The following is a 21,222-nucleotide window of genomic DNA, read 5'->3' as shown; positions in this document are numbered from 1 at the left end:
ACCATGGCACAGGCAATTGCTTTCACCGCGCCCACGCGGCGCGCGCTGGTGCAGGCCACGCTGGCCATGGCCGCCGTGGTGCTGGCATCCAACATCCTGGTCCAGTTTCCCATCAACGACTGGCTCACCTGGGGCGCGATCACCTACCCGTTTGCCTTCCTGGTCAGCGAACTCGCCAACCGCGCGCACGGCCCGGGCCATGCGCGGCGCATTGCCTGGGTCGGCTTTGCGGTGGCCGTCGCGGCCTCGCTGGTGCTGGCACCGCTGCGCATTGCCGTGGCATCGGGCGCGGCCTTCCTGTGCTCGCAGCTGCTCGACATCCAGGTGTTCGACCGCCTGCGCCAGGGCCGCTGGTGGCGCGCCCCGCTGATTGCCACGCTGCTGGCCGCGGTGCTCGACACGGCGCTGTTCTGGAGCATCGGCTTTGCGGGTGAAGACCTGCCCTGGATCACCTGGGCGATTGGCGATCTGGGCGTGAAACTGGCCATGGGCGTCTCGCTGCTGCTGCCGTTCCGCCTGTGGATCGGACGCCGCGCCAGTCTGCGCCAGTCTCCCCGTTCGTCCTGAAGCGGGCCGTTAGCCGCTCACCCTGAGCCACCTCAAGGGTGTAGGGCTTAGACGCCCTTCGACAGGCTCAGGGAGAGCGGGACCTACCCCTCCCCAGGCGAAAAAAAGCCCACGTCCTTCAACGCGGGCTTTTCATGCAGCACACGGGGCCCAGCCCCGGAGGTCAGGCCTTTTGCAGTGCGGCAATGCGCTCTTCCATCGGGGGATGGGTGGAGAACAGCTTGCCGATGTTGCCGGTGATGCCCAGCGTGGCCACGCTCTTGGGCAGCTCGCCCGGATGCATGCCGCCCAGGCGCGCCAGGGCGTTGATCATCGGCTGCTTGCGGCCCATGAGCTGCGCGGCGCCGGCGTCGGCGCGGAACTCGCGCTGGCGGCTGAACCAGGCGACGATCATCGCGGCCACGAATCCCAGCAGGATGTCGAGCACGATGGTGGTCACGTAATAGCCGATGCCCGGGCCCGAGCTTTCGCTGTCGTTCTTGCGCAGGAAACTGTCCACCGCATAGCCGATCACGCGCGACAGGAACACCACAAAGGTGTTCATCACGCCCTGGATCAGCGTCATGGTGACCATGTCGCCATTGGCAATGTGCGCGACTTCATGGCCGATGACGGCCTCGACTTCCTCGCGCGTCATGCCCGACAGCAGGCCGGTCGACACCGCGACCAGCGCGTTGTTCTTGAACGCGCCCGTGGCAAACGCATTCGGTTCGCCTTCATAGATGCCGACCTCGGGCATGCCGATGCCGGCCTTGTCGGCAAAGCCGCGCACGGTGTTGACGATCCAGGCCTCATCGGCATTGCGCGGCTCGTTGATCACGTGCACGCCCGACGACCACTTGGCCACGGGCTTGCTGATCAGCAGCGAGATGATCGCGCCGCCAAAGCCCATGATGAAGGCGAAGCCCAGCAGCGCACCGAGGTTGAGCCCGTTGGCGGTGAGGTAGCGGTTGACGCCCAGCAGGCTGGCGACGATGCCCAACACCGCCACGACGGCAATGTTGGTCAATAGAAAAAGAGCAATACGTTTCATGGGGATGGGTACTCCATATGGAGAAAAGCGGCGCATTCACCGCAAGACCCTATCTGGGGGCGGGTGATGCACGGTTCAAGTCACGCAGCGGTGCCGTCTTTCTGTTGTATGGGCTTGTGAGGCCGGGCGCTGCGAAACACGCGGGGATCATCATAAAAGCAAACCTGTTCATTCCCCTGCCACCAGCCCGGCACGCCCAGCACCGGCAAGGGGCTAAAGGGTTTTTGCGCGAGCCATCCGGCACTGCATTGGCCGGCCAGCGCGGCGTCGACTTCGGCATCGGCGATTGCCGCAGGCAGGCACAGCACATGCGCGGTGATCGACTTGCGCGGCTGCACCAGCTTTTCCAGCAGTGCATGGCCCAGCGGCAACAGCCGCGCCTGCCGCCACAGCTGGCGCAGCCCGATGCCCAGCCGCTGCCAGTCGCGCAGGCGCAGCGCCTGCTCCAGCGCGGGCGGCGCCAGCAGCAGCGCGCCGTTCTCGTCCAGCAGCGTGGCCGCATCGCGCAGCGGCCCGCGCCGCGCGCCCACGCCGTCCTGCGCGATCTGCTGCGCCTGCAGCGCATTGAGCTGCAGCTTGAGCTGCGGATAGTGCAGCCAGACCATTGCATTGAAGAAGTCGTGCAGATTGCAGCGCGTGGGCACCGCATGCTCGCGGCGGATGAACGCCTCGTAAGCCATGCTCGGCGGCAATGCGGCCTGCGGCACGAAGCGCCAGCCCGCGAGTTCCTTCAGCCGGCCCTGTGCCTGCAGCGCGGCCAATCCGGCATTGACGGCATCGGCGACCTTGCCTCCCGCGACGATGCGCGCGTGGATGGGCTCGGCCACGGCGCGCAGGCTTTGCAGCCAGGGCGCCGACCAGTCGACGGCAGGCGTCAGACCAGCTTCCAAGGCAGCGCTTCGCCCGAGCGCAGCGGCTTGAGCTGGGCTTCGCCAAACGCGAAGCTTTCGGGCGGTGTCCAGGATTCGCGGCGCAGCGTGATGGTGCCGGTGTTGCGCGGCAGGCTGTAGAAGTCCGGCCCGTTGAAGCTCGCAAACGCTTCGAGCTTGTCGAGCGCGCCCGCGTTGTCGAAGGCTTCGGCATACATCTCGATCGCCGCATGCGCGCTGTAGCAACCCGCGCAGCCGGTCGCATGCTCCTTGAGATGGGCGGCATGCGGCGCGCTGTCGGTGCCCAGGAAGAACCTGGCGTTGCCGCTGGTCGCGGCCTCGACCAGCGCCAGGCGGTGGGTCTCGCGCTTGAGCACGGGCAGGCAGTAGTAATGCGGGCGGATGCCGCCGGTGAAGATCGCGTTGCGGTTGAACAGCAGATGCTGGGGCGTGATGGTCGCGCCGACAAAACGGTCGGCCTCGGTCACATACTGCGCGGCTTCGCGGGTGGTGATGTGCTCGAAGACGATCTTCAATTCGGGGAAATCGCGGCGCAGCGGAATCAGCTGCTGCTCGATGAAGGCCGCCTCGCGGTCGAACAGGTCGATCTCGCTGCCCGTGACCTCGCCATGCACCAGCAGCAGCAGGCCCTCGCGCTGCATGGCCTCGAGCGTCGAATAGGTCTTGCGCAGGTCGGTCACGCCGGCATCGCTGTTGGTGGTCGCACCCGCCGGGTAGAGCTTGAGCGCCACCACGCCTGCGGCCTTGGCACGCACGATTTCCTCGGCCGGGGTGTTGTCTGTGAGGTACAGCGTCATCAGCGGCTCGAAGGAGATGCCTTCGGGCACGGCCGCGAGAATGCGTTCGCGGTAGGCCTGCGCCTGCGCGGCCGTCGTGACCGGCGGCTTCAGGTTGGGCATGATGATCGCGCGCCCGAACTGGGCGGCGGTATGCGGCACGACGGTGTACAGCGCCTCGCCGTCGCGCACATGCAGGTGCCAGTCGTCGGGGCGGGTGATGGTGAGGGAATCGATGGGGGCGGTCATAAAGCGGTATTTTCCCATTGCAAGCGCGACGCTCGCAAAAATGCCCATTCATCCTGCAATCCCTCGCAAAACTCAGGATCAGGAAGAACGGGCATTGTTCCTTGGCTGACGCGCACTGCGCGTCAGGGAGATTAGTGTTGCAGGATCTTGTTGAGGAAGTCCTTGGTGCGTGGCTGGCGCGCCTCGGGGTTCTTGAAGAACTCGTCGCTGGAGCAGTCCTCGAGGATCTTGCCACCGACGTCCATGAAGATCACGCGGCTGGCGACCTTGCGCGCAAAGCCCATTTCATGCGTCACGCACATCATGGTCATGCCTTCGTTGGCCAGGCCCACCATCACGTCGAGCACTTCGCCGACCATTTCCGGGTCGAGCGCCGACGTGGGTTCGTCGAACAGCATCACGATCGGGTCCATCGACAGCGCGCGCGCGATCGCCACGCGCTGCTGCTGGCCGCCCGAGAGCTGGCCCGGGAACTTGTCCTTGTGCGCCGTGAGGCCCACGCGGTCGAGCATCTTCAAGCCGCGCTGGCGCGCTTCGTCGGCGCTGCGGCCCAGCACCTTGATCTGCGCGATGGTCAGATTCTCGGTCACCGACAGGTGCGGGAACAGCTCGAAGTGCTGGAACACCATGCCCACGCGGCTGCGCAGCTTGGGCAGGTTGGTCTTGGGGTCGTGCACCGGCGTGCCGTCGACGAAGATCTGGCCTTGCTGGAAGGGCTCGAGTGCGTTGATGGTCTTGATCAGCGTCGACTTGCCCGAACCCGACGGGCCGCAGACCACCACCACCTCGCCCTTGCTGATGTTCGTCGAGCAGTCGGTCAGCACCTGAAAGCTGCCGTACCACTTGGAGACGTTCTTCATTTCAATCATTTTTACTCTCCGACTCGTGTCAGTTGTCCATTGCTGCGCAGCGGCTCAAGGGATCGTTTAGCGAATGATGGCAATCTTCTTGTGCAGGCGCTTGACCAGCCAGGACAGCGCGAAGCACAGCACGAAATAGGCCACGGCCGCGGCCAGGTAGGCCTCGATCGGCCGGCCATAGTTCTTGCCCGCGACCTCGAAGCCCTTGAGCATGTCGTAGGCGCCGATGGCATAGACCAGCGAGGTGTCCTGGAACAGGATGATGGTCTGCGTCAGCAGCACCGGCAGCATGTTGCGGAAAGCCTGCGGCAGTACCACCAGACGCATGTTCTGGCCGTAGGTCATGCCCAGCGCCTGGCCGGCGTTCACCTGGCCACGGGCGATCGACTGGATGCCCGCGCGCATGATCTCGCTGAAGTAGGCGGCCTCGAAGGCAATGAAGGTGATGTAGGCCGACAGTTCCGCGCCGATCGGCTTGCCGATCAGTGCCGGCATCAGCAGGAAGAACCACAGGATCACCATCACCAGCGGAATCGAGCGCATGCCGTTGACGTAGATCGTCGCCGGCACTTCCAGCCACTTCCTGCCCGACAGGCGCATCAGCGCCAGCAGCGTGCCGAACAGGATGCCGCCAATGGTCGCGACCACGGTCAGCATCAAGCTGAAATACAGGCCCTTGAGCACAAAATTGCTCACCAGGTCCCAGTTGTAGAAACCAAAGTCGAGATGCAGGCCCATGCTCAGTGTCCTCCTGCGCTCGAAGCGGAAATCATGCCGGGCACGCGCGCGCGCTTTTCAATCCAGGCCATGAGACGGTTGATGGTGAAGGCCGAAACCACGTACAGGCCGGTCACGGCCAGGTAGACCTCGATGCCGCGGCCGGTTTCTTCCTGCGCCTGCATGGCGAACATGGTCAGTTCGGTCACGGAAACGGCAAACGCCACCGACGAGTTCTTGAAGATGTTCATCGTCTCGCTGGTCAGCGGCGGAATGATGATGCGCAGCCCCATGGGCAGCAGCACGTAGCGGTAGGTCTGCCAGGTCGTGAAACCCACGGCCATGCCCGCGTAGCGCTGGCCGCGCGGCAGCGATTGCAGCCCGGAGCGCACCTGCTCGGCGATACGCGCCGAGGTGAAGAAACCCAGGGCCAGCACCACCAGCACGAAGCCGGGCACGGACTTCATTGCCGGGATGAACGCCGGCACCACGTGGTACCAGAGGAAGATCTGCACCAGCAGCGGAATGTTGCGAAACAGCTCGACCCACGCGTTGCCGAAACGCACCAGCCACGGGCTGTCGGGCAGCGTGCGCAGCACGCCGATCACTCCGCCCACCACCAGCGCCAATATCAACGCCAGCAGCGATACCGACACCGTCCACCCCCAGGCGGACAGCATCCAGTCCAGGTAAGTGATATCGCCGCCCTTGCCGAAGCAGCCCTGTACCGCGACGCGGTCCAGGGTGTCCTCGCAGAACACCTGCCAATCCCAAGCCATAGGATTTCCTTTATTGCCTCAAACCGAGGGCGCGCAAAACGCTGCATGCATCTTCGGCACCACACAAAAAACCCCCTTCAGCAGGCCGAAGGGGGTTTTATCCCAAACGTCAGACCAGTTTACTTGTTGAAAGCTTCCTTGGGCTTGTTGTTGGGGTTCTTCCAGGCGTTCTTGGTGGCGTCCGACAGAGGCAGGCCGACCTTCTGGTTGGCGGGCGGAATCGGTTGCATGAACCACTTGTCATACAGCTTTTCCAGGCTGCCATCGGCGACCTGACGCTGGATGCTGGTGTCCACGGCCTTCAGGAAGGCGGTGTCGTTCTTGCGCACCATGCAGGCAATCGGCTCGACCGACAGCACTTCGCCGACGATCTTGAAGTCGTTGGGGCTCTTCGACTTGGAGATGTTGCCGGCCAGGATGGAGCCGTCCATCACGAACGCATCGGCGCGGCCCGACTCGAGCAGCAGGAAGCTGTCGGCGTGGTCCTTGCCCATGACTTCCTTGAAGTCGATGCCCTGTGCGCGTTCGTTCTTGCGCAGGATCTGCACCGAAGTGGTGCCCGTGGTGGTGGCGACCGACTTGCCGTTCAGGTCCTTGATGCCGTTGATGCCCGAGTTGGCCTTCACGGCAATGCGCACTTCTTCCATGTAGGTGGTCATGGCGAAGTCGACATCCTTCTGGCGGTTGGTGTCGTTGGTGGTCGAGCCGCACTCGAGGTCGACGGTACCGTTGGTCACCAGCGGAATGCGGTTCTGCGACGTGACGGGCTGGTACTTGACGTTCAGCGCCGACAGGCCCAGCTGCTTTTGCAGGTCGCGCGCAACGCGCTCGGCCATTTCGGTGTGGAAGCCCACATACTTGCCGTCGCCCAGCGTGTAGGCCAGTGCGCCCGAGGATTCGCGCACGCCCAGCGTGATCGTGCCCGAGGACTTGATCTTGGCCAGGGTGTCATTGGTTTGCGCCATGACGGTGCCAGCAAGCAGACCGGTGACAGCAATGGCCAACAAATGTTTCTTCATACCTACTCCTCTGATGACGGGGGACAAAAAACGCAACCCGGGGAAGCGTTGGGGCTTGTTGCAAAAACTGACTGTAGAGGCATTTTGCTACTGTGGTAAGGATTCGATAGCTATACCCACAGGGAAAGTTCCCAAACAATGCATAAATGCGACCACTTGAGGGTAAACACCTAGCAAAAAACGGGCCTGCGGCGTTACAAGCTGCTTCCTCAGCCCAGTTCCAGTGAATTTCCATGCTCCTGCAGGAAGGTCCAGAGGTTCTGCGCCACGCCCTTGGGCGAGTCCTTGGTCGGTTTCTCGCGGTAGGCGCGCACATCCATCGGCATGCGAAACGACTCCTCGCCCGCGGGTTCGGCACTGACCAGCCGTCCGGACTCGAGCTCGGTGCGCACGGCGCTGTAGGGCAGGAAGGCCACGCCATGGCCTTCGAGCGCCATGGCCTTGAGGCCCTCGGCCATGTCGGTCTCATAGACGCGTTCGAGGTGGATTGCCTCGCCGGCCTGCTTCAGTATCAGCTCGGTCACGCGGCCCAGATAGGCCCCGGAGGCATATCCCAGGTAGGGCAGCGGCTGGCCCTGGGTGCCGGGCAGCAGGTGCAGCGGCCGGCCTTCGGCGTCGGGCTTGGAATACGGCGCGAGAATCTCCCGCCCCAGGCTCACCATTTCATAGCGGTCCGGATCGAGCTGGAAAGGCTGCGACGGGTGGTGGTAGGCAATCAGCAGGTCGCAGCCGCCTTCGACCAGGCGCATGACCGCATCGTGCACGTTGAGTGCAAACAGCCGGCTGCGAAACGGCCCGAACAGCCCATGCAGCTTCGATACCCAGGCGGGAAAGAAGGTGAAGGCCAGCGTGTGCGGCACCGCAAAACCAATCATTCCCTTGCCTGCACTGACGTGCGCACGCAACATGCTGCGGGTACTTTGCAACGATTGGAGCATTTCCAGCGCCTGCTCGTACATCGTCTTGCCCGCGGGCGTGAGCCGGGTCGGATAGGAGCTGCGGTCGACCAGATCGGTCCCGGCCCAGGCTTCGAGCGCCTGGATACGGCGCGAAAACGCGGGCTGTGTCACGTGGCGCAATTGCGCCGAGCGGCTGAAACTGCGGGTCTCAGCCAAGCTCACAAAATCTTCAAGCCATTTGGTTTCCATCCCGCCATTATCAGCGCGCCGGCAAGCGCTGCCTCGGGGCAACCCGCATGGTCAGCCGCGCGACCGGGCCAGATAATCATTTTGCCCACTTCACCCGGCGGGCGCGCGTCAGGCCCCGCGGTACACGACACCTTCGGGCATGGCGAAAGTCGCTTCCCCGTTGCCCTGCGTTTTCCTGACTGTCCGCGCCCATGCCCTCTGACCAACTGCCTCCCGACCACGACGCGTCGGCCCCTCCCCGCTCCCTGCGCATCGAAGACTGGCTCACCGTCATCATCATGGCCGCGCTGGCCCTGATCACCTTTGCCAACGTGCTGGTGCGCTACCTCACCAATTCCTCGTTTGCCTGGACCGAGGAGATCTCGGTTTTCCTGATGATCCTGCTGGCCATGGTCGCGGGCTCGGCCGCCGTGGCGCGCGACCAGCACATCCGCATCGAATACTTCTCCCATGGCGGCTCGGCCGTGCGCCGGCGCCGGCTCGCGCGCCTGGGCTCGCTTATGGTGGCGCTGCTGTTCGGCCTGATTGCCGTGCTCAGCGTGCGCGTGGTCTGGGATGATTTCCGCTTCGAGGAAACCTCGCCCGGCATTGGCGTGCCGCAGTGGTGGTACTCGATCTGGCTGCCGGTGTGCTCGACGGCCATCGTGCTGCGCGCGCTGGGCCTGTACCGGCGCCAGGGCCTGCGCCCCGTGGCGACCGAAGCCGAATCCACCGCACCAGAGCGCCAGCCATGATTGCCACACTGCTGTTCGTGGCCTTTGTGCTGCTGATGAGCGCGGGCGTGCCGATCGGCGCCGCGCTGGGCTTGGCGGGCGCGGCCTGCATCGCGCTGGCCAATGCCGACGCCCAGTGGTTCGGCCTGCTGGCCGTGCCGCAGAACTTCTATGCCGGCCTGGGCAAGTACCCGCTGCTGGCCATTCCGATGTTCGTGCTGGTGGGTGCGATCTTCGACCGCTCCGGCGTGGCGCTGCGGCTGGTGAACTTCGCGATCGCCATCGTCGGGCGCGGCCCGGGCATGCTGCCGCTGGTGGCGATTGCGGTGGCCATGTTCCTCGGCGGCATCTCGGGCTCGGGCCCGGCCAATGCCGCGGCCGTGGGCGGCGTGATGATCGCGGCCATGAGCCGCGCCGGCTACCCGGGCTCGTTCTCGGCCAGCGTGGTCGGCGCGGCCGCGGCCACCGACATCCTGATCCCGCCTTCGGTGGCGTTCATCATCTATTCGGTGCTGGTGCCCGGCGCTTCGGTGCCGGCGCTGTTTGCGGCCGGCATGATTCCGGGCGTGCTGGCCGGCATTGCGCTGATCGTGCCCGCCGTGTGGCTGTCGCGCCGGCACAAGATGGGCGCATTGGAGGCCACGCTGCCGCGCCCGCCGTTCTGGAAGAGCCTGCGCGAAGCCGCCTGGGGCCTGGCCGCGCCGGTGCTGATCCTGGGCGGCATGCGCGCGGGCTGGTTCACGCCCACCGAGGCCGCCGTGGTCGCGGTGTTCTACGGGCTGTTCGTGGGCATGGTGGTGCACCGCACCATTTCGGTGCGCGACCTGTTCCCCATCCTGCGCGAAGCCGGTGAACTGTCGGCGGTCATCCTGCTGGTGGTGTCGCTGGCCGGCATCTTCGCGTTCTCGCTGTCGACGCTGGGCGTGATCGATCCGGTGGCCAATGCCATCGTCAACTCGGGCCTGGGCGAATACGGCGTGCTGGCGCTGCTGATCCTGCTCTTGATCACCGTCGGCATGTTCCTCGACGGCATCTCGGTGTTCCTGATCTTCGTGCCGCTGCTGCTGCCCATCATGCAGCACTACCAGTGGGATCCGGTGTGGTTCGGCGTCATCCTGACGCTCAAGGTCGCGCTGGGTCAGTTCACGCCGCCGCTGGCCGTGAACCTGATGGTCTCGTGCCGCATCGCAGGCGTGCGCATGGAGTCGACCGTGCGCTGGGTCGGCCCGATGCTGCTGGCGATGTTTGCCGTGATGCTGCTGGTCATTGCCTTCCCGCAGCTTGCGCTGTGGCTTCCCCACCGCCTCGGATATTGAATAACAACCTCTAGGAGACAAGCATGAAACTGCGCAGCTTTCTGACCACCGCGCTGGCCGCGGCCGCGGCACTGGCCTTGACCGCTCCCGCGGCGCTGGCCCAGAACTACAAGAGCGAATACCGCATGTCGCTGGTGCTGGGCCCGCCATCGCCCTGGGGCCAGGCCGGCGAGATCTGGGCCAGGCTGGTCAAGGAGCGCACCCAGGGGCGCATCAACATCAAGCTCTACCCCGGCGTCTCGCTGATCCAGGGCGACCAGACGCGCGAGTTCAGCGCACTGCGCCAGGGCGTGATCGACATGGCCGTCGGCTCGACCATCAACTGGTCGCCCCAGGTCAAGTCGCTGAACCTGTTCTCGCTGCCGTTCCTCACGCCCGACTACGCCGCCGTCGATGCGCTGACGCAGGGCGAAGTCGGCCAGGACATCTTCAAGAACCTCGAGAAGGCCGGCGTGGTGCCGCTGGCCTGGGGCGAGAACGGCTACCGCGAGGTCAGCAACTCCAAGCGCGCGATCCACAAGCCCGAGGACCTCAAGGGCCTGAAGATCCGCGTGGTCGGCTCGCCGATCTTCTCCGACATGTTCAGCACTCTGGGCGCCAATCCCACGCAGATGAGCTGGGCTGACGCGCAGCCGGCGCTCGCCAGCGGCGCGGTGGACGGCCAGGAGAACCCGCTGTTCATGTTCACGGTGCTGAAGATGCACACCGTGGGCCAGAAATACGTGACCACCTGGGGCTACATGGCCGACCCGCTGGTGTTCGTGGTCAACAAGGACATCTGGGGCTCGTGGACCCCGGCCGACCAGGCCATCGTGCGCCAGGCCGCGCTCGATGCGGGCAAGCAGGAAATCGCGATCGCGCGCAAGGGCCTGGTCGAAGCCGACAAGCCCATGCTCAAGGAAATCGCCGGCATGGGCGTGACCGTGACCCAGCTGAGCCCGGCCGAACGCGAAGCCTTCGTCAAGGCCACGCGCCCGGTGTATGAGAAGTGGAAGGGCCAGATCGGCAACGATCTGGTCAACAAGGCAGAAAAGGCGATTGCAGCGAGAAAGCAGTAACCGCGCTGCCCGGCGCCCCGTTCGTGGTGAGCCTGCCTCGCCGGCCGCGTCGAACCATGAACGGCCCCCGCAAGCTAAAGCATTGCTCCCTCACACCGGCGACACCAGCGGCCGCCCCTCGAGGTGGCAGCGCAGATTGGCAATGAACCGGTCCACCGCCGCCTGCACCGCCTCGGGCGACCAGCCGGCGACATGCGGCGTGAGCACCACCTTGTCGAGATCGAGCAGTTCGGCCGGCGGCAGCGGCTCGCTTTCATAGACATCGAGCCCCGCGCCCGCAATGCGGCCGGCGCGGATGGCTTCGGCCAGCGCGGCGGTATCGACCACGCTGCCGCGCGCGATGTTCACCAGATGGCCGTTCGGGCCCAGCGCTTCAAGCACCTCGGCATTGACCAGATGGCGGGTCTCGGCACCGCCGGGAATGGCTACCACCAGCACATCGGACCAGGCGGCCAGCGCGCGCACCCCGTCGAAGTAGCGGTGGGCCACGTCGCTGCGCGGGCTGCGGTTGTGGTAGCCGATCTCCATCTCGAACCCCTGCGCGCGCTGCGCAATGCGCTGGCCTATGGTGCCCATGCCCAGAATGCCCAGCCGCTTGTGCGACAGCTGCGGCGGCATGGGCAGCGCCGTGCGCCAGACGCCGTCGCGCGTGAGCCGGTCCAGGCGCACGATGCCGCGCAGCGAGGCCAGCATCAGGCCCATCGCATGGTCGGCCACGCTTTCGTCATTGGTGCCCGCGCCATTGCCCACCTGGATGCCATGCGCGCGCGCATGCGCGACATCGATGTTCTCGTAGCCCACGCCCAGCGCGCAGACCAGCTGCAGTGCGGGCAGGGCCTGCATCTGCGCCGCGCTCAGGCCCGTGGAGCCAATGGTCAGCACCACCTGCACGCGCGCGCCATGGGTGGCGATGGCCGCGGCGCACTGCGCCGCGTCGGGCTCGTAGACCAGCTCCAGCGTGGGAAAGGCCTGGGCCAGCTGGGCCCGGTGCTCCGGGGAAAGGAAGTTCAACGCAAGCAGTACAGGTTTCATGGCGGATGGCGCAACAGAAAAAATACATTGTCCACCCTCGCCACGTCTGCCGCGCTCAGGCCAGCGCCGGCGCGGTGCCGTCGTCCACGGCCAGGCTCTGCTGCAGCGCCCACATGCTGGCATAGCGCCCGCCCAGCGCCAGCAGCTGGCGATGGGTGCCGCGCTCGAGCACCTGCCCGGCCTCGAGCACCAGGATTTCATGCGCATCGACCACCGTCGACAGCCGGTGCGCAATCAGCAGCGTGGTCTTGTTGCGCGCCGCGCTCTGCAGCTCGGCCTGGATGGCGCGCTCGTTGGCCGAGTCCAGCGCCGACGTGGCTTCGTCGAAGATCAGGATGGGCGGATTCTTCAGCAGCGTGCGCGCGATCGCCACGCGCTGCTTCTCGCCGCCCGACAGCTTGAGCCCGCGCTCGCCCACGCGCGTGGCATAGCCCTCAGGGGTGGCATCGATGAAGTCATGGATGCGCGCCGCGCGCGCCGCGGCCACCACCTCGTCGTGGCTTGCGCCCGGCCGGCCGTAGGCAATGTTGTATTCGACGCTGTCGTTGAACAGCACCGTGTCCTGGGGCACGATGCCGATGGCCTGGCGCAGGCTGGCCTGGGTCACGCTGCGGATGTCCTGGCCCGCGATCGTCACGCGGCCCTGCTGCACATCGTAGAAACGAAACAGCAGCCGCGCCAGCGTCGACTTGCCCGATCCGGACGGCCCGACCACGGCCACGGTCTTGCCCGCGGGAATCTCGAAATCGACGCCGCGCAGGATGGGCCGCGCCGGGTCGTAGGCGAAGTGCACGTTCTCGAAGCGCACCGCCTGGGTGCCGGCGAGCTGCAGTGCGGGCGCGCCGGGCGCATCCGCGACTTCGCGCGCGCGGTCCATGAGCTCGAACATCCGGTCCAGGTCGACCAGGCTCTGCTTGATCTCGCGGTAGATCACGCCGAGGAAGTTCAGCGGGATGTAGAGCTGGATCATGAAGGCGTTGACCATGACCAGGTCGCCCAGCGTCAGCCGGCCGTCGACCACGCCTTGCGTCGCGCGCCACAGCATGGCCACCAGCGCCGAGGCAATGATGATCTGCTGGCCCGCATTGAGCAGGCTCAGCGTGGTCTGGCTGCGCAGGCGCACGCGGCGCAATTCCTCGAGGTTCTCGTCGTAGCGCCGCGCCTCGAAACCCTCGTTGCCGAAATATTTGACGGTCTCGTAGTTCAGCAGCGAATCGACGGCCTTGGTGTGCGCCGCCGACTCCTGGGCATTGGCCTCGCGGCGAAAGCGCGTGCGCCAGCCCGTGACCTGCACGGTGAACACGATGTACACCGCCAGAGCGGCCAGCGTGATCAGCGCGAACCAGGCATCGAAGCGCAGCGCGAGGATGGACAGCACCAGCGCCATCTCGATCAGCGTCGGCAGGATGCTGTAGAGCGAATACGAGATCAGCGACTCGGTGCTGCGCACGCCGCGCTCGATGTCGCGCGTCATGCCGCCGGTCTGGCGCTCGAGGTGAAAGCGCAGGCTCAGCGCATGCAGGTGCTCGAAGGTCTTGAGCGCGATGCTGCGCGCCGCGCCCTGCGTGGCCTTGGCGAACACCAGGTCGCGCAGCTCGGTGAACAGCGAGGTGGAAAAGCGCAGCGCGCCATAGGCCAGCAGCAGCGCCGCGGGCACGACCAGCACCGCGGCCGGGTCGCCGGGCTTGAGCGTCAGCGCATCGACCAGTTGCTTGAGCAGCAGGGGCACACCGACATTGGCCAGCTTGGCGGCCACCATGAACAGCAAGGCCGCGAGCACGCGCCACTTGTACTCCCAGAGATAGGGCAGCAGCCGTTGCAGCGTGGACCAGCCGGCGCGGGAAGCTGGAGAAGCGGATAAGGGTAAATCCTGAGAAGACTCGGCGGAGCGGCGCATCGGGGACAATTTCGGTTGTTATATTTCCGATTGTGCCAATGCCACCGCGTCAAGACCTTCCTCCCCACCCATTGCCCGCAGACAAGGTTCTCGTGCTCAAGGTGATTCCCATGCCTGCCGATGTCAACGCCAATGGCGACATCTTCGGCGGCTGGGTCATGGCGCAGGTCGATCTTGCGGGTTCGGTGCTGCCCTCGCGCCTGGGCCCGCGCATGGTGACCGTGGCGGTCAATGAATTCATCTTCAAGCAGCCGGTGCGCGTCGGCGACATCCTGTCGTTCTATTCGAGCGTGCAACGCGTGGGCCGCACCTCGGTGACGGTCGATGTCGAAGTCTATGCCGAGCGCTTTGCCGACCAGGGGCGCTTCGTCAAGGTGACCGAGGCCTTGCTGACCTATGTCGCCATCGATGCGCAGGGCAAGCCGCAGGCGCTGCCCGAGAACGCGCAGATCGCCGCGTGGCGCGCGGCGATAGCGCGCAACGCGGCGCAAAAAACCGATTGAACGTTGCGGCCAGCCCCGGCATGCTGGCCGCGGCTGGAAGGCAAAACCTGGCTCAGGCGGTAGCGCCGGCCACCTGGCGTGGCTGGCTGGCCACCGTGGCCGGGCTGCTGGCGACCGCAGCCGGCGCCGCCGGCGTGACAATGGCGGCCGGCGTGCTGTTGCCCAGGGCGATGGCGGGCGCGGCGCTGCGCGCCGAAGAACCGGCCTCGATCTGGCCCGTGAGTTCGCCGCCCTCTTCGATCACCACCTTGCCGTAGCGGATCTTGCCGCTGACCTTGCCCGTGCCGTAGATCACGAGCTTCTCGCGCACCACCAGCGTGCCGTCGAACACGCCGCGGATTTCCGCCACATCGATTTCGGCCGTGCCGTGGAAAGCGCCCTGTTCGGCAATCTCGATCACACGCGAATCCATGGTGGCTTCGACCGTGCCTTCGACTACCAGCGTGTCGCAATCGGTGATTTCAACGCCCTTGAGCTTGATGTTGGGGCCGACGATCAGGCGGCTGCCGCCCTGGCTCTGCCCCTGGGCCGCAGCGGCGCCCTGGACAGCCTGGGTGCTGCCGCTCGGGGTGCTGGCCTGGGATGCGCCATAGCTGTTGCCGGTCGATGCCAGACCGGTTGCGGGAGTACGGGGGGTGAAACTGTCGTTGTCACGCTTGCCAAAAAAGGGGTTCTGCACAGCCATGGTCTCTCCTAGAAAGCGTCCATGCTAGAGCCCCATCTTGGCAATAATTCCCCTCATCACGCAATAAAAGTAACCAAGTCCTTCGAGAGACGCATCTGCTTGCAAGCGTTTCTTGATTACACATCTATAAGTGCTTGGCTGACAGACCTGTCGCCGGACCTACACCTTGCTGAAGTCGGGGTGGCGCTTTTCCAGGAAGGCCGAAACGGCTTCGCGCGCCGCAGGCTCATGCAGCATGCGGCCGAAGCTCTGGCCTTCCTCGGCCATGCGGGTGCGCACCAGGGAGGCTTGGCCCGATTTCATCAGGCGCTTGGACTCGACCAGCGCCGACAGCGGCTTGGCGGCCAGCTTGCGCGCCTGGCGCTGGGCCAGGGCGTTGCATTCGCTGGGCGGCACCACGCGGTTGACCAGGCCGACTTCGAGCGCGGCTTCGGCGAGGAAAGGCTCGCCCAGCAACAGGGCCTCGGCCGCGCGGTGGTAGCCCATCAGCTGGGGCAGCAGCAGGCTGGAGCTGAACTCCGGGCACAGGCCCAGGTTCACGAAAGGCAGCGAGAACGCCGCGTTGTCGCCTGCATAGACCAGGTCGCAATGCAGCAGCATGGTGGTGCCGATGCCCACGGCGGGGCCGCAGACCGCGGCGATGACCGGCTTGGGGAAGTCGGCGAGGTTGTGCATGAAGCGCATGACCGGGGTGTCGCCGGCCACGCTGTTCTGGGCCGCGTTGAGAAAGTCGCCCAGGTCGTTGCCGGCACTGAAGATCGCCAGGTCGCCCTGGAACACGAGCACGCGCACCGCGGCGTCTTCGCGCGCGGCGGCCAGCGCATCGGCCATCGCGCCATACATCTCGGAAGTGATCGAGTTCTTCTTCGCGGCGCGGTTGAAGGTGAGCGTGCAGACACCGTCTTCGGTGTGCACCAGGATGTCGGAGGAGGTGGTAGCTGTCATGGCGTCATTTTCCCTTGCGCGGCGCGCGTTTCATTCCTTGAAATAGACAATCTGGTGGCTGGTGGCAAGCAGATAGCCGGCCTCGTTCCAGAGCTGCGCCGTCTGGTCGAAGAAGCCGTTGCGAAACTCCTGGCCGCGCGCCTGGCCCAGCAGATAGCCCGTGCCCGTGGTCTGCAGCTGCGCCTGGCTGGCGTGGAAATAGACCGTGATCGATACCGTGCCCGCCGGCACCCGGCGCGCGCGGCGCAGCCAGACGCGGGGAAAGAACACATCGGCCAGCGCGGCCAGCGCGCAGAAGTCCAGCGGCCGCGGCGGGTCGTCGCGCATCCACAGCTGCGACAGGCTGGAGCTGACCGCACCATCCCAGTCCTTGGGCAGCGCCCCCTGCACCGGGCGCATCTCGTAGCGCGAGAGCCATTCGACGCCAAAGCCCGGAGCAATGCGCTGCAGTTCGCCCGGCGGCACCACCTCGGGCATGGGTTCGTCGGACATGCTCCAGGTCTCGCGCCGCACCGCGGTCACGACGGTGGCCGTGGTCGTCACGACGAGTTCGCCTTCGCCATCGACCTGCAGCACCGACAGCGTCCAGTGCTGGGTCGAGCGGTTGGTGCGCACCGGCGTGACCTGCAGCGTGAACGTGCCCGCGGTGAGCGCGCCGGCGTAGTTCACGGTGAGCGACAGCGGTTCGCCCAGGCGCTGCGGATGGTCCATGACCGCCTTGACCAGCGTGGCCGCGGTGATGCCGCCAAACGGCCCCACCATGTTCCAGTAGCCGGGGCTGGTTTGTCCTTCGTACTGGCCTGGGGACACCGGTTGCAGTTGTAATGCCGAATCAAGAGGATGGGTCATGGTCATGGCGCAAGTGTGGGCGGGAAAAGCCGGGACGGCGGTCGTTTTGGCGACTGTAGCGCTCACACGCGCTCGAAGATGCCTGCGGCCCCCTGCCCCATGCCGACGCACATGGTCACCATGCCGTATTTGAGCTGGTTGCGGCGCAGCGCATGCACCACCGTGGCCGCGCGGATCGCTCCGGTCGCGCCCAGCGGATGGCCCAGCGCAATCGCGCCGCCCATCGGGTTGACCTTGGCCGGGTCGAGGCCCAGCGTGTTGATGACCGCCAGCGACTGCGCCGCAAACGCTTCGTTGAGCTCGAACCAGTCGATGTCCTGCTGGTTCAGGCCGGCATAGCGCAGCGCTGCGGGAATCGCCTCGATCGGGCCGATGCCCATGATCACCGGCGGCACGCCCTTGCTTGCAAAGCTCACGAAACGCGCCAGCGGCGTCAGGCCGAAGCGTTTGACGGCCGACTCGCTGGCCAGGATCAGCGCGCCCGCGCCATCGCTGGTCTGCGAGCTGTTGCCCGCGGTCACGCTGCCGCGCGCCGCAAACACCGTGCGCAGCTTGGCCAGGCCTTCGAGGCTGGTGTCGGGGCGTGCGCCTTCGTCCAGCGACACGGTGCGCGTGTTCAGCGCGATCTCGCCCGAGACCAGGTCCAGCGCGTGGTCGGTGACTTCGATCGGCGTGATCTCGTCGGCGAATGCGCCCGCAGCCTGGGCCGCGAGCGCCTTCTGGTGCGAGGCCAGCGCGAAGGCATCCTGGGCCTCGCGGCTCACCTTCCATTGCTGCGCGACCTTCTCGGCCGTGAGGCCCATGCCGTAGGCGATGCCCACGTCGCCGTCGCGCGCGAAGATGCTGGGCGACAGGCTGGGCGCATTGCCCATCATCGGCACCATGCTCATGCTCTCGACGCCCGCGGCAATCATCACGTCGGCCTCGCCCACGCGGATGCGGTCGGCCGCCATCTGCACCGCCGACAGGCCCGAAGCACAGAAACGGTTGACGGTGATGCCGCCGACGCTGGTCGGCAGGCCCGCGAGCACGGCCGCGATGCGCGCCACGTTCAGCCCCTGCTGGGCCTCGGGGATCGCGCAGCCGCAGACGATGTCCTCGATGCTCGCCGGGTCGAGCCCGGGCACCTGGGCCAGCGCGCTCTTGAGCGTCGTGGCCAGCAGGTCGTCGGGCCGGTAGTTGCGAAAGAAGCCCTTGTGCGAGCGGCCGATGGGCGTGCGCGTCGCGGCAACGATATAGGCGTCCTGGATCTGTTTCATGTTCTATTCCTTTGCCACATCAATTGCGCAGTGGCTTGCCGGTGGACAGCATGCCCAGGATGCGCTCCTGGCTCTTCGGGTGCGCAATCAGCCCGCAGAAAGCCTTGCGCTCGAGTTGCATCAGGTACTCCTCGCTGACCAGCGTGCCGGCGTCGACATCGCCGCCGCAGACCACCCCGGCAATCAGCGTCGCGATGTATTGGTCGTGGTCGCTGATGAAGCCGCCATCGCGCATGTTGACCAGCGAGCCGCGGATCGTTGCAATGCCGCTGCGCCCGGCGACCGGGAACAGCCGCTTGTGCGGCGCGCGCCAGCCGCTCGAAGCCAGCGCCCGGGCTTCGTTGAGCGCCACGAACAGCACTTCGTCCTTGTGCGCGACGATGATGTCGCTGTCGAGCAGATAGCCCAGCTGGCGCGATTCCAGCGCGCTGGTGCCGACCTTGGCCATGGCCGCGGCCGTGAAGCCTTCTGTCAGGAAGGGCAGCAGGTCCTTGCCGGTCGAGGTGGCGGCGTTCTCGGCCGCGCGCCGCGCGATGTAGGTCAGCCCGCCCGCGCCCGGCACCAGGCCGACGCCGACTTCGACCAGCCCGATATAGCTTTCCATGTGCGCCACGCGGCGTGCGCAGTGCACGGCCAGCTCGCAGCCGCCGCCCAGCGCCATGCCGTGGATGCCGGCCACGACCGGCACCTGCGCATAGCGCAGGCGCAGCATCAGCTGCTGCAGCTCCTGTTCGATGCTCTCCACCGCATCGGCGCCGCCGACGACAAACGCCGGCATGGTGGCCTGCAGGTCGGCGCCGACGCTGAACGGCGCGTCGCCCGACCAGATGACCATGCCCGCATACTCGGCTTCGGCCAGTTCCAGCGCTTCCATGAGCCCTTCCATCACGGCCGGGCTGATCGCATGCATCTTGTTCTTGATGCTGGCAATCAGCACCCGGTCCTCGCCTTCATCGAGCGTCCACACGCGCAGCGCATCGGTTTCGCTGAGCGTCGTGCCCGCGGTCTCGAAGCCTTCGCCCGCCTCGCCCAGCAGCCGCTCGGGAAACAGCTGGCGCGCATAGACCGGCAGATCGCGGCGCGCAACGAACTGGCGCTGCGCCGGGCTCCACGAGCCTGCGGCCGTGTGCACGCCGCCGGCCTCGGCCACCGGGCCCTCGAACACCCAGGCCGGCAGCGGGGCGCGGCTCAGCGCCTTGCCGGCATCGATATCTTCCTGCACCATTTTTGCGACCTCGAGCCAGCCGGCTTCCTGCCACAGCTCGAACGGCCCCTGGCGCATGCCGAAGCCCCAGCGCATCGCCTGGTCGACGTCGCGCGCGCTCTCGGCAATGCCCTCCAGATGCACGGCCGCGTAATGGAAGCTGTTGCGCAGGATGGCCCAGAGGAACTTGCCGGGCGCGCCCTCGGCATTGCGCAGCAGCTTCAGGCGCTCGGCCGCGGGCTTTTTCAGCATGCGCGCATAGACCTCATCGGCCTTCGCGCCGCCAGGCACGTAGTCCTCGCTGTCGAGCTCGAAGCGCAGGATGTCGCGCCCGACCTTCTTGTAGAAGCCCGCGCCCGACTTCTGGCCCAGCTGGCCCAGGTCGAGCAGCTTTTGCAGCACCGGCGGCGTGGCGTAGCTGGCGTAGAACGGATCGCTGTCGGCGCTGAGGTTGTCCTGCAGCGTCTTGATCACATGCGCCATGGTGTCCAGGCCCACGACATCGGCGGTGCGGAAGGTGCCGCTCGATGCGCGGCCCAGCTTCTTGCCCGTGAGGTCGTCGACCACGTCGTAGCCGAGGCCGAAGTTCTCGACCTCCTGCATCGTGCCCAGCATGCCGGCGATGCCGATGCGGTTGGCGATGAAGTTCGGCGTGTCCTTGGCGCGCACCACGCCCTTGCCCAGCGTGCTGGTCGCGAAGGCTTCGAGCTGGTCGACCACCTGGGCATCGGTGGCCGGCGTGGCGATCAGCTCCACAAGTTGCATGTAGCGCGGCGGGTTGAAGAAGTGGATGCCGCAAAAGCGCGGCCGCAGCGCCTCGGGCAAGGCCGCGCCCAGCTGCGTGATCGACAGCCCGGAGGTGTTGCTGGCGACGATGGCGTGCTTCGCGACGAAAGGCGCGATCTTCTGGTACAGGTCGGTCTTCCAGTCCATGCGCTCGGCAATGGCCTCGATGATCAGGTCGCAGCCCTTGAGCAGCTTGAGGTGCTGCTCGTAGTTCGCGGGCTGGATCAGATCGGCATCGCCGGCCACGCCCAGCGGCGACGGCTTGAGTTTCTTCAGGTTGGCGATCGCCTTTTCGGCAATGCCGCTTTTCGGGCCGTCCTTGGCCGGCAGGTCGAACAGGATGACCGGCACCTTGACGTTGACCAGATGGGCGGCAATCTGCGCGCCCATCACGCCGGCGCCAAGCACGGCGACTTTCTTCACTGCAAATCGTGACATGGGAATTCCAGGTAATGCGCCCCGCGCCTGGCGCGGGGCCGCGAAACAGAGGGCTTACTGCACGCGCACCCAGGTCTGGGTGCGGCCGAACGGCCCGATCGAGCCGCGCACATCGAGCTTGGCTCCGCTGTCGGTGGGCGTGAGCCGCAGGGTGTAGGACTTGCCCGATTCGGGGTCGAGGATCTTGCCGCCTTCCCAGACCTCCTTGCCTTCGGCCTTCTTCGCGCCGCGGATGATTTCCAGTCCGACCATGGGCTGGTCCTTGCGCTCGTCGGTGCAGGCCGTGCAGCGCGCGGCCGCATCGGCGCCCGGGCGCAGCAGCTTTTCCACGCGCCCGCTGAGCTCGCCGCCCTGCTCCGTGATGCGGATCTCCGACTTGGGCTCGCCCGTCTTGTCGTCGACGCTTTTCCACAGGCCCACGGGCGTCATCTGCGCCCAGGCGGGTACGGCAATGCCAAGGCAGACCAGCGTAGCAAAAGCTTTGAACATGAGCATCTCC

The 21,222-nt window shown here is 66.1% G+C and carries 21 protein-coding genes; 5 read left to right on the top strand and 16 right to left on the bottom strand.

Annotated elements, in window-relative coordinates; all coding sequences use genetic code 11:
- Nucleotides 1-3 precede the first annotated feature (3 nt).
- Entirely contained in the window at nucleotides 4-567 is a 564-nt protein-coding gene (locus HUK68_RS02170; protein WP_175502731.1) for a VUT family protein, read from the top strand.
- Between the two features lie 163 nt (nucleotides 568-730).
- Here HUK68_RS02170 and htpX read toward each other — a convergent pair whose 3' ends face one another.
- The 8 genes from htpX to HUK68_RS02130 form a co-directional block, all read right to left on the bottom strand.
- On the bottom strand, nucleotides 731-1,600 hold the full coding sequence (gene htpX / locus HUK68_RS02165) for a protease HtpX (RefSeq protein ID WP_175502730.1): 870 nt from the start codon (nucleotides 1,598-1,600) through the stop codon (nucleotides 731-733).
- A gap of 80 nt (nucleotides 1,601-1,680) precedes the next feature.
- The gene (locus HUK68_RS02160) at nucleotides 1,681-2,478 is read right to left on the bottom strand and encodes a DUF3025 domain-containing protein (RefSeq protein WP_175505704.1); all 798 of its coding nucleotides are present in this window, start codon (nucleotides 2,476-2,478) and stop codon (nucleotides 1,681-1,683) included.
- Nucleotides 2,475-3,515 (bottom strand): dihydroorotase, encoded by a 1,041-nt coding sequence (gene pyrC / locus HUK68_RS02155; RefSeq protein ID WP_175502729.1) that lies wholly within the window; start codon nucleotides 3,513-3,515, stop codon nucleotides 2,475-2,477. Before pyrC ends, HUK68_RS02160 begins: the two co-directional genes overlap by 4 nt.
- Nucleotides 3,516-3,646: 131 nt before the next feature.
- Complete coding sequence (locus tag HUK68_RS02150; RefSeq protein WP_175502728.1) at nucleotides 3,647-4,384, bottom strand: amino acid ABC transporter ATP-binding protein; 738 nt, start codon at nucleotides 4,382-4,384, stop codon at nucleotides 3,647-3,649.
- A 57-nt stretch (nucleotides 4,385-4,441) separates the two neighbouring features.
- Entirely contained in the window at nucleotides 4,442-5,113 is a 672-nt protein-coding gene (locus HUK68_RS02145; RefSeq protein ID WP_175502727.1) for an amino acid ABC transporter permease, read from the bottom strand.
- Between the two features lie 2 nt (nucleotides 5,114-5,115).
- Complete coding sequence (locus HUK68_RS02140) at nucleotides 5,116-5,871, bottom strand: amino acid ABC transporter permease (RefSeq protein ID WP_175502726.1); 756 nt, start codon at nucleotides 5,869-5,871, stop codon at nucleotides 5,116-5,118.
- Nucleotides 5,872-5,990: 119 nt separating this feature from the next.
- Nucleotides 5,991-6,890, bottom strand: coding sequence for an amino acid ABC transporter substrate-binding protein (locus HUK68_RS02135; protein ID WP_175502725.1), 900 nt, complete (start codon nucleotides 6,888-6,890; stop codon nucleotides 5,991-5,993).
- A gap of 209 nt (nucleotides 6,891-7,099) precedes the next feature.
- On the bottom strand, nucleotides 7,100-8,038 hold the full coding sequence (locus HUK68_RS02130) for a LysR substrate-binding domain-containing protein (protein WP_175502724.1): 939 nt from the start codon (nucleotides 8,036-8,038) through the stop codon (nucleotides 7,100-7,102).
- A gap of 191 nt (nucleotides 8,039-8,229) precedes the next feature.
- On the opposite strand from HUK68_RS02130, the gene HUK68_RS02125 reads away from it, so the two are divergent.
- The 3 genes from HUK68_RS02125 to HUK68_RS02115 are packed head-to-tail and all read left to right on the top strand — an operon-like array spanning nucleotide 8,230 to nucleotide 11,125.
- Nucleotides 8,230-8,772 (top strand): TRAP transporter small permease, encoded by a 543-nt coding sequence (locus HUK68_RS02125; RefSeq protein ID WP_175502723.1) that lies wholly within the window; start codon nucleotides 8,230-8,232, stop codon nucleotides 8,770-8,772.
- A complete protein-coding gene (locus tag HUK68_RS02120; RefSeq protein WP_175502722.1) occupies nucleotides 8,769-10,067 on the top strand; it encodes a TRAP transporter large permease in 1,299 nt (432 codons plus the stop codon). The genes HUK68_RS02125 and HUK68_RS02120 overlap by 4 nt, the downstream gene beginning before the upstream one ends.
- Before the next feature lie 23 nt (nucleotides 10,068-10,090).
- Nucleotides 10,091-11,125 carry a DctP family TRAP transporter solute-binding subunit gene (locus HUK68_RS02115; protein ID WP_175502721.1) on the top strand — a complete coding sequence of 345 codons (1,035 nt, stop codon included), beginning with the start codon at nucleotides 10,091-10,093 and terminating at the stop codon, nucleotides 11,123-11,125.
- 90 nt (nucleotides 11,126-11,215) lie between these two features.
- Here the strand turns inward: HUK68_RS02115 and HUK68_RS02110 are convergent, their stop codons facing one another.
- Both HUK68_RS02110 and HUK68_RS02105 read right to left on the bottom strand, forming a co-directional pair.
- Complete coding sequence (locus HUK68_RS02110) at nucleotides 11,216-12,157, bottom strand: 2-hydroxyacid dehydrogenase (protein ID WP_175502720.1); 942 nt, start codon at nucleotides 12,155-12,157, stop codon at nucleotides 11,216-11,218.
- 55 nt (nucleotides 12,158-12,212) lie between these two features.
- The gene (locus HUK68_RS02105) at nucleotides 12,213-14,054 is read right to left on the bottom strand and encodes an ABCB family ABC transporter ATP-binding protein/permease (protein WP_175502719.1); all 1,842 of its coding nucleotides are present in this window, start codon (nucleotides 14,052-14,054) and stop codon (nucleotides 12,213-12,215) included.
- A gap of 38 nt (nucleotides 14,055-14,092) precedes the next feature.
- Here HUK68_RS02105 and HUK68_RS02100 point away from each other — a divergent pair, with 38 nt between their 5' ends.
- Nucleotides 14,093-14,557 (top strand): acyl-CoA thioesterase, encoded by a 465-nt coding sequence (locus HUK68_RS02100; RefSeq protein ID WP_175502718.1) that lies wholly within the window; start codon nucleotides 14,093-14,095, stop codon nucleotides 14,555-14,557.
- Between the two features lie 52 nt (nucleotides 14,558-14,609).
- Here HUK68_RS02100 and HUK68_RS02095 read toward each other — a convergent pair whose 3' ends face one another.
- The 6 genes from HUK68_RS02095 to HUK68_RS02070 form a co-directional block, all read right to left on the bottom strand.
- Nucleotides 14,610-15,242, bottom strand: a complete 633-nt coding sequence (locus HUK68_RS02095; protein WP_175502717.1) for a bactofilin family protein — start codon at nucleotides 15,240-15,242, stop codon at nucleotides 14,610-14,612.
- A gap of 159 nt (nucleotides 15,243-15,401) precedes the next feature.
- Entirely contained in the window at nucleotides 15,402-16,187 is a 786-nt protein-coding gene (locus tag HUK68_RS02090; RefSeq protein ID WP_175502716.1) for an enoyl-CoA hydratase, read from the bottom strand.
- A 30-nt stretch (nucleotides 16,188-16,217) separates the two neighbouring features.
- On the bottom strand, nucleotides 16,218-17,042 hold the full coding sequence (locus HUK68_RS02085; protein WP_175502715.1) for an acyl-CoA thioesterase: 825 nt from the start codon (nucleotides 17,040-17,042) through the stop codon (nucleotides 16,218-16,220).
- A gap of 56 nt (nucleotides 17,043-17,098) precedes the next feature.
- On the bottom strand, nucleotides 17,099-18,295 hold the full coding sequence (locus tag HUK68_RS02080; protein WP_175502714.1) for an acetyl-CoA C-acyltransferase: 1,197 nt from the start codon (nucleotides 18,293-18,295) through the stop codon (nucleotides 17,099-17,101).
- Nucleotides 18,296-18,314: 19 nt separating this feature from the next.
- The gene (locus tag HUK68_RS02075) at nucleotides 18,315-20,723 is read right to left on the bottom strand and encodes a 3-hydroxyacyl-CoA dehydrogenase/enoyl-CoA hydratase family protein (RefSeq protein WP_175502713.1); all 2,409 of its coding nucleotides are present in this window, start codon (nucleotides 20,721-20,723) and stop codon (nucleotides 18,315-18,317) included.
- A 54-nt stretch (nucleotides 20,724-20,777) separates the two neighbouring features.
- Nucleotides 20,778-21,212 (bottom strand): DUF2147 domain-containing protein, encoded by a 435-nt coding sequence (locus tag HUK68_RS02070; protein WP_390887725.1) that lies wholly within the window; start codon nucleotides 21,210-21,212, stop codon nucleotides 20,778-20,780.
- Nucleotides 21,213-21,222: the final 10 nt, after the last annotated feature.

It is taken from the genome of Comamonas antarctica (genome assembly GCF_013363755.1).
Taxonomy (GTDB): Bacteria; Pseudomonadota; Gammaproteobacteria; order Burkholderiales; family Burkholderiaceae_C; genus Comamonas; species Comamonas antarctica.
This window is presented reverse-complemented; position numbering and strand designations above follow the sequence as displayed.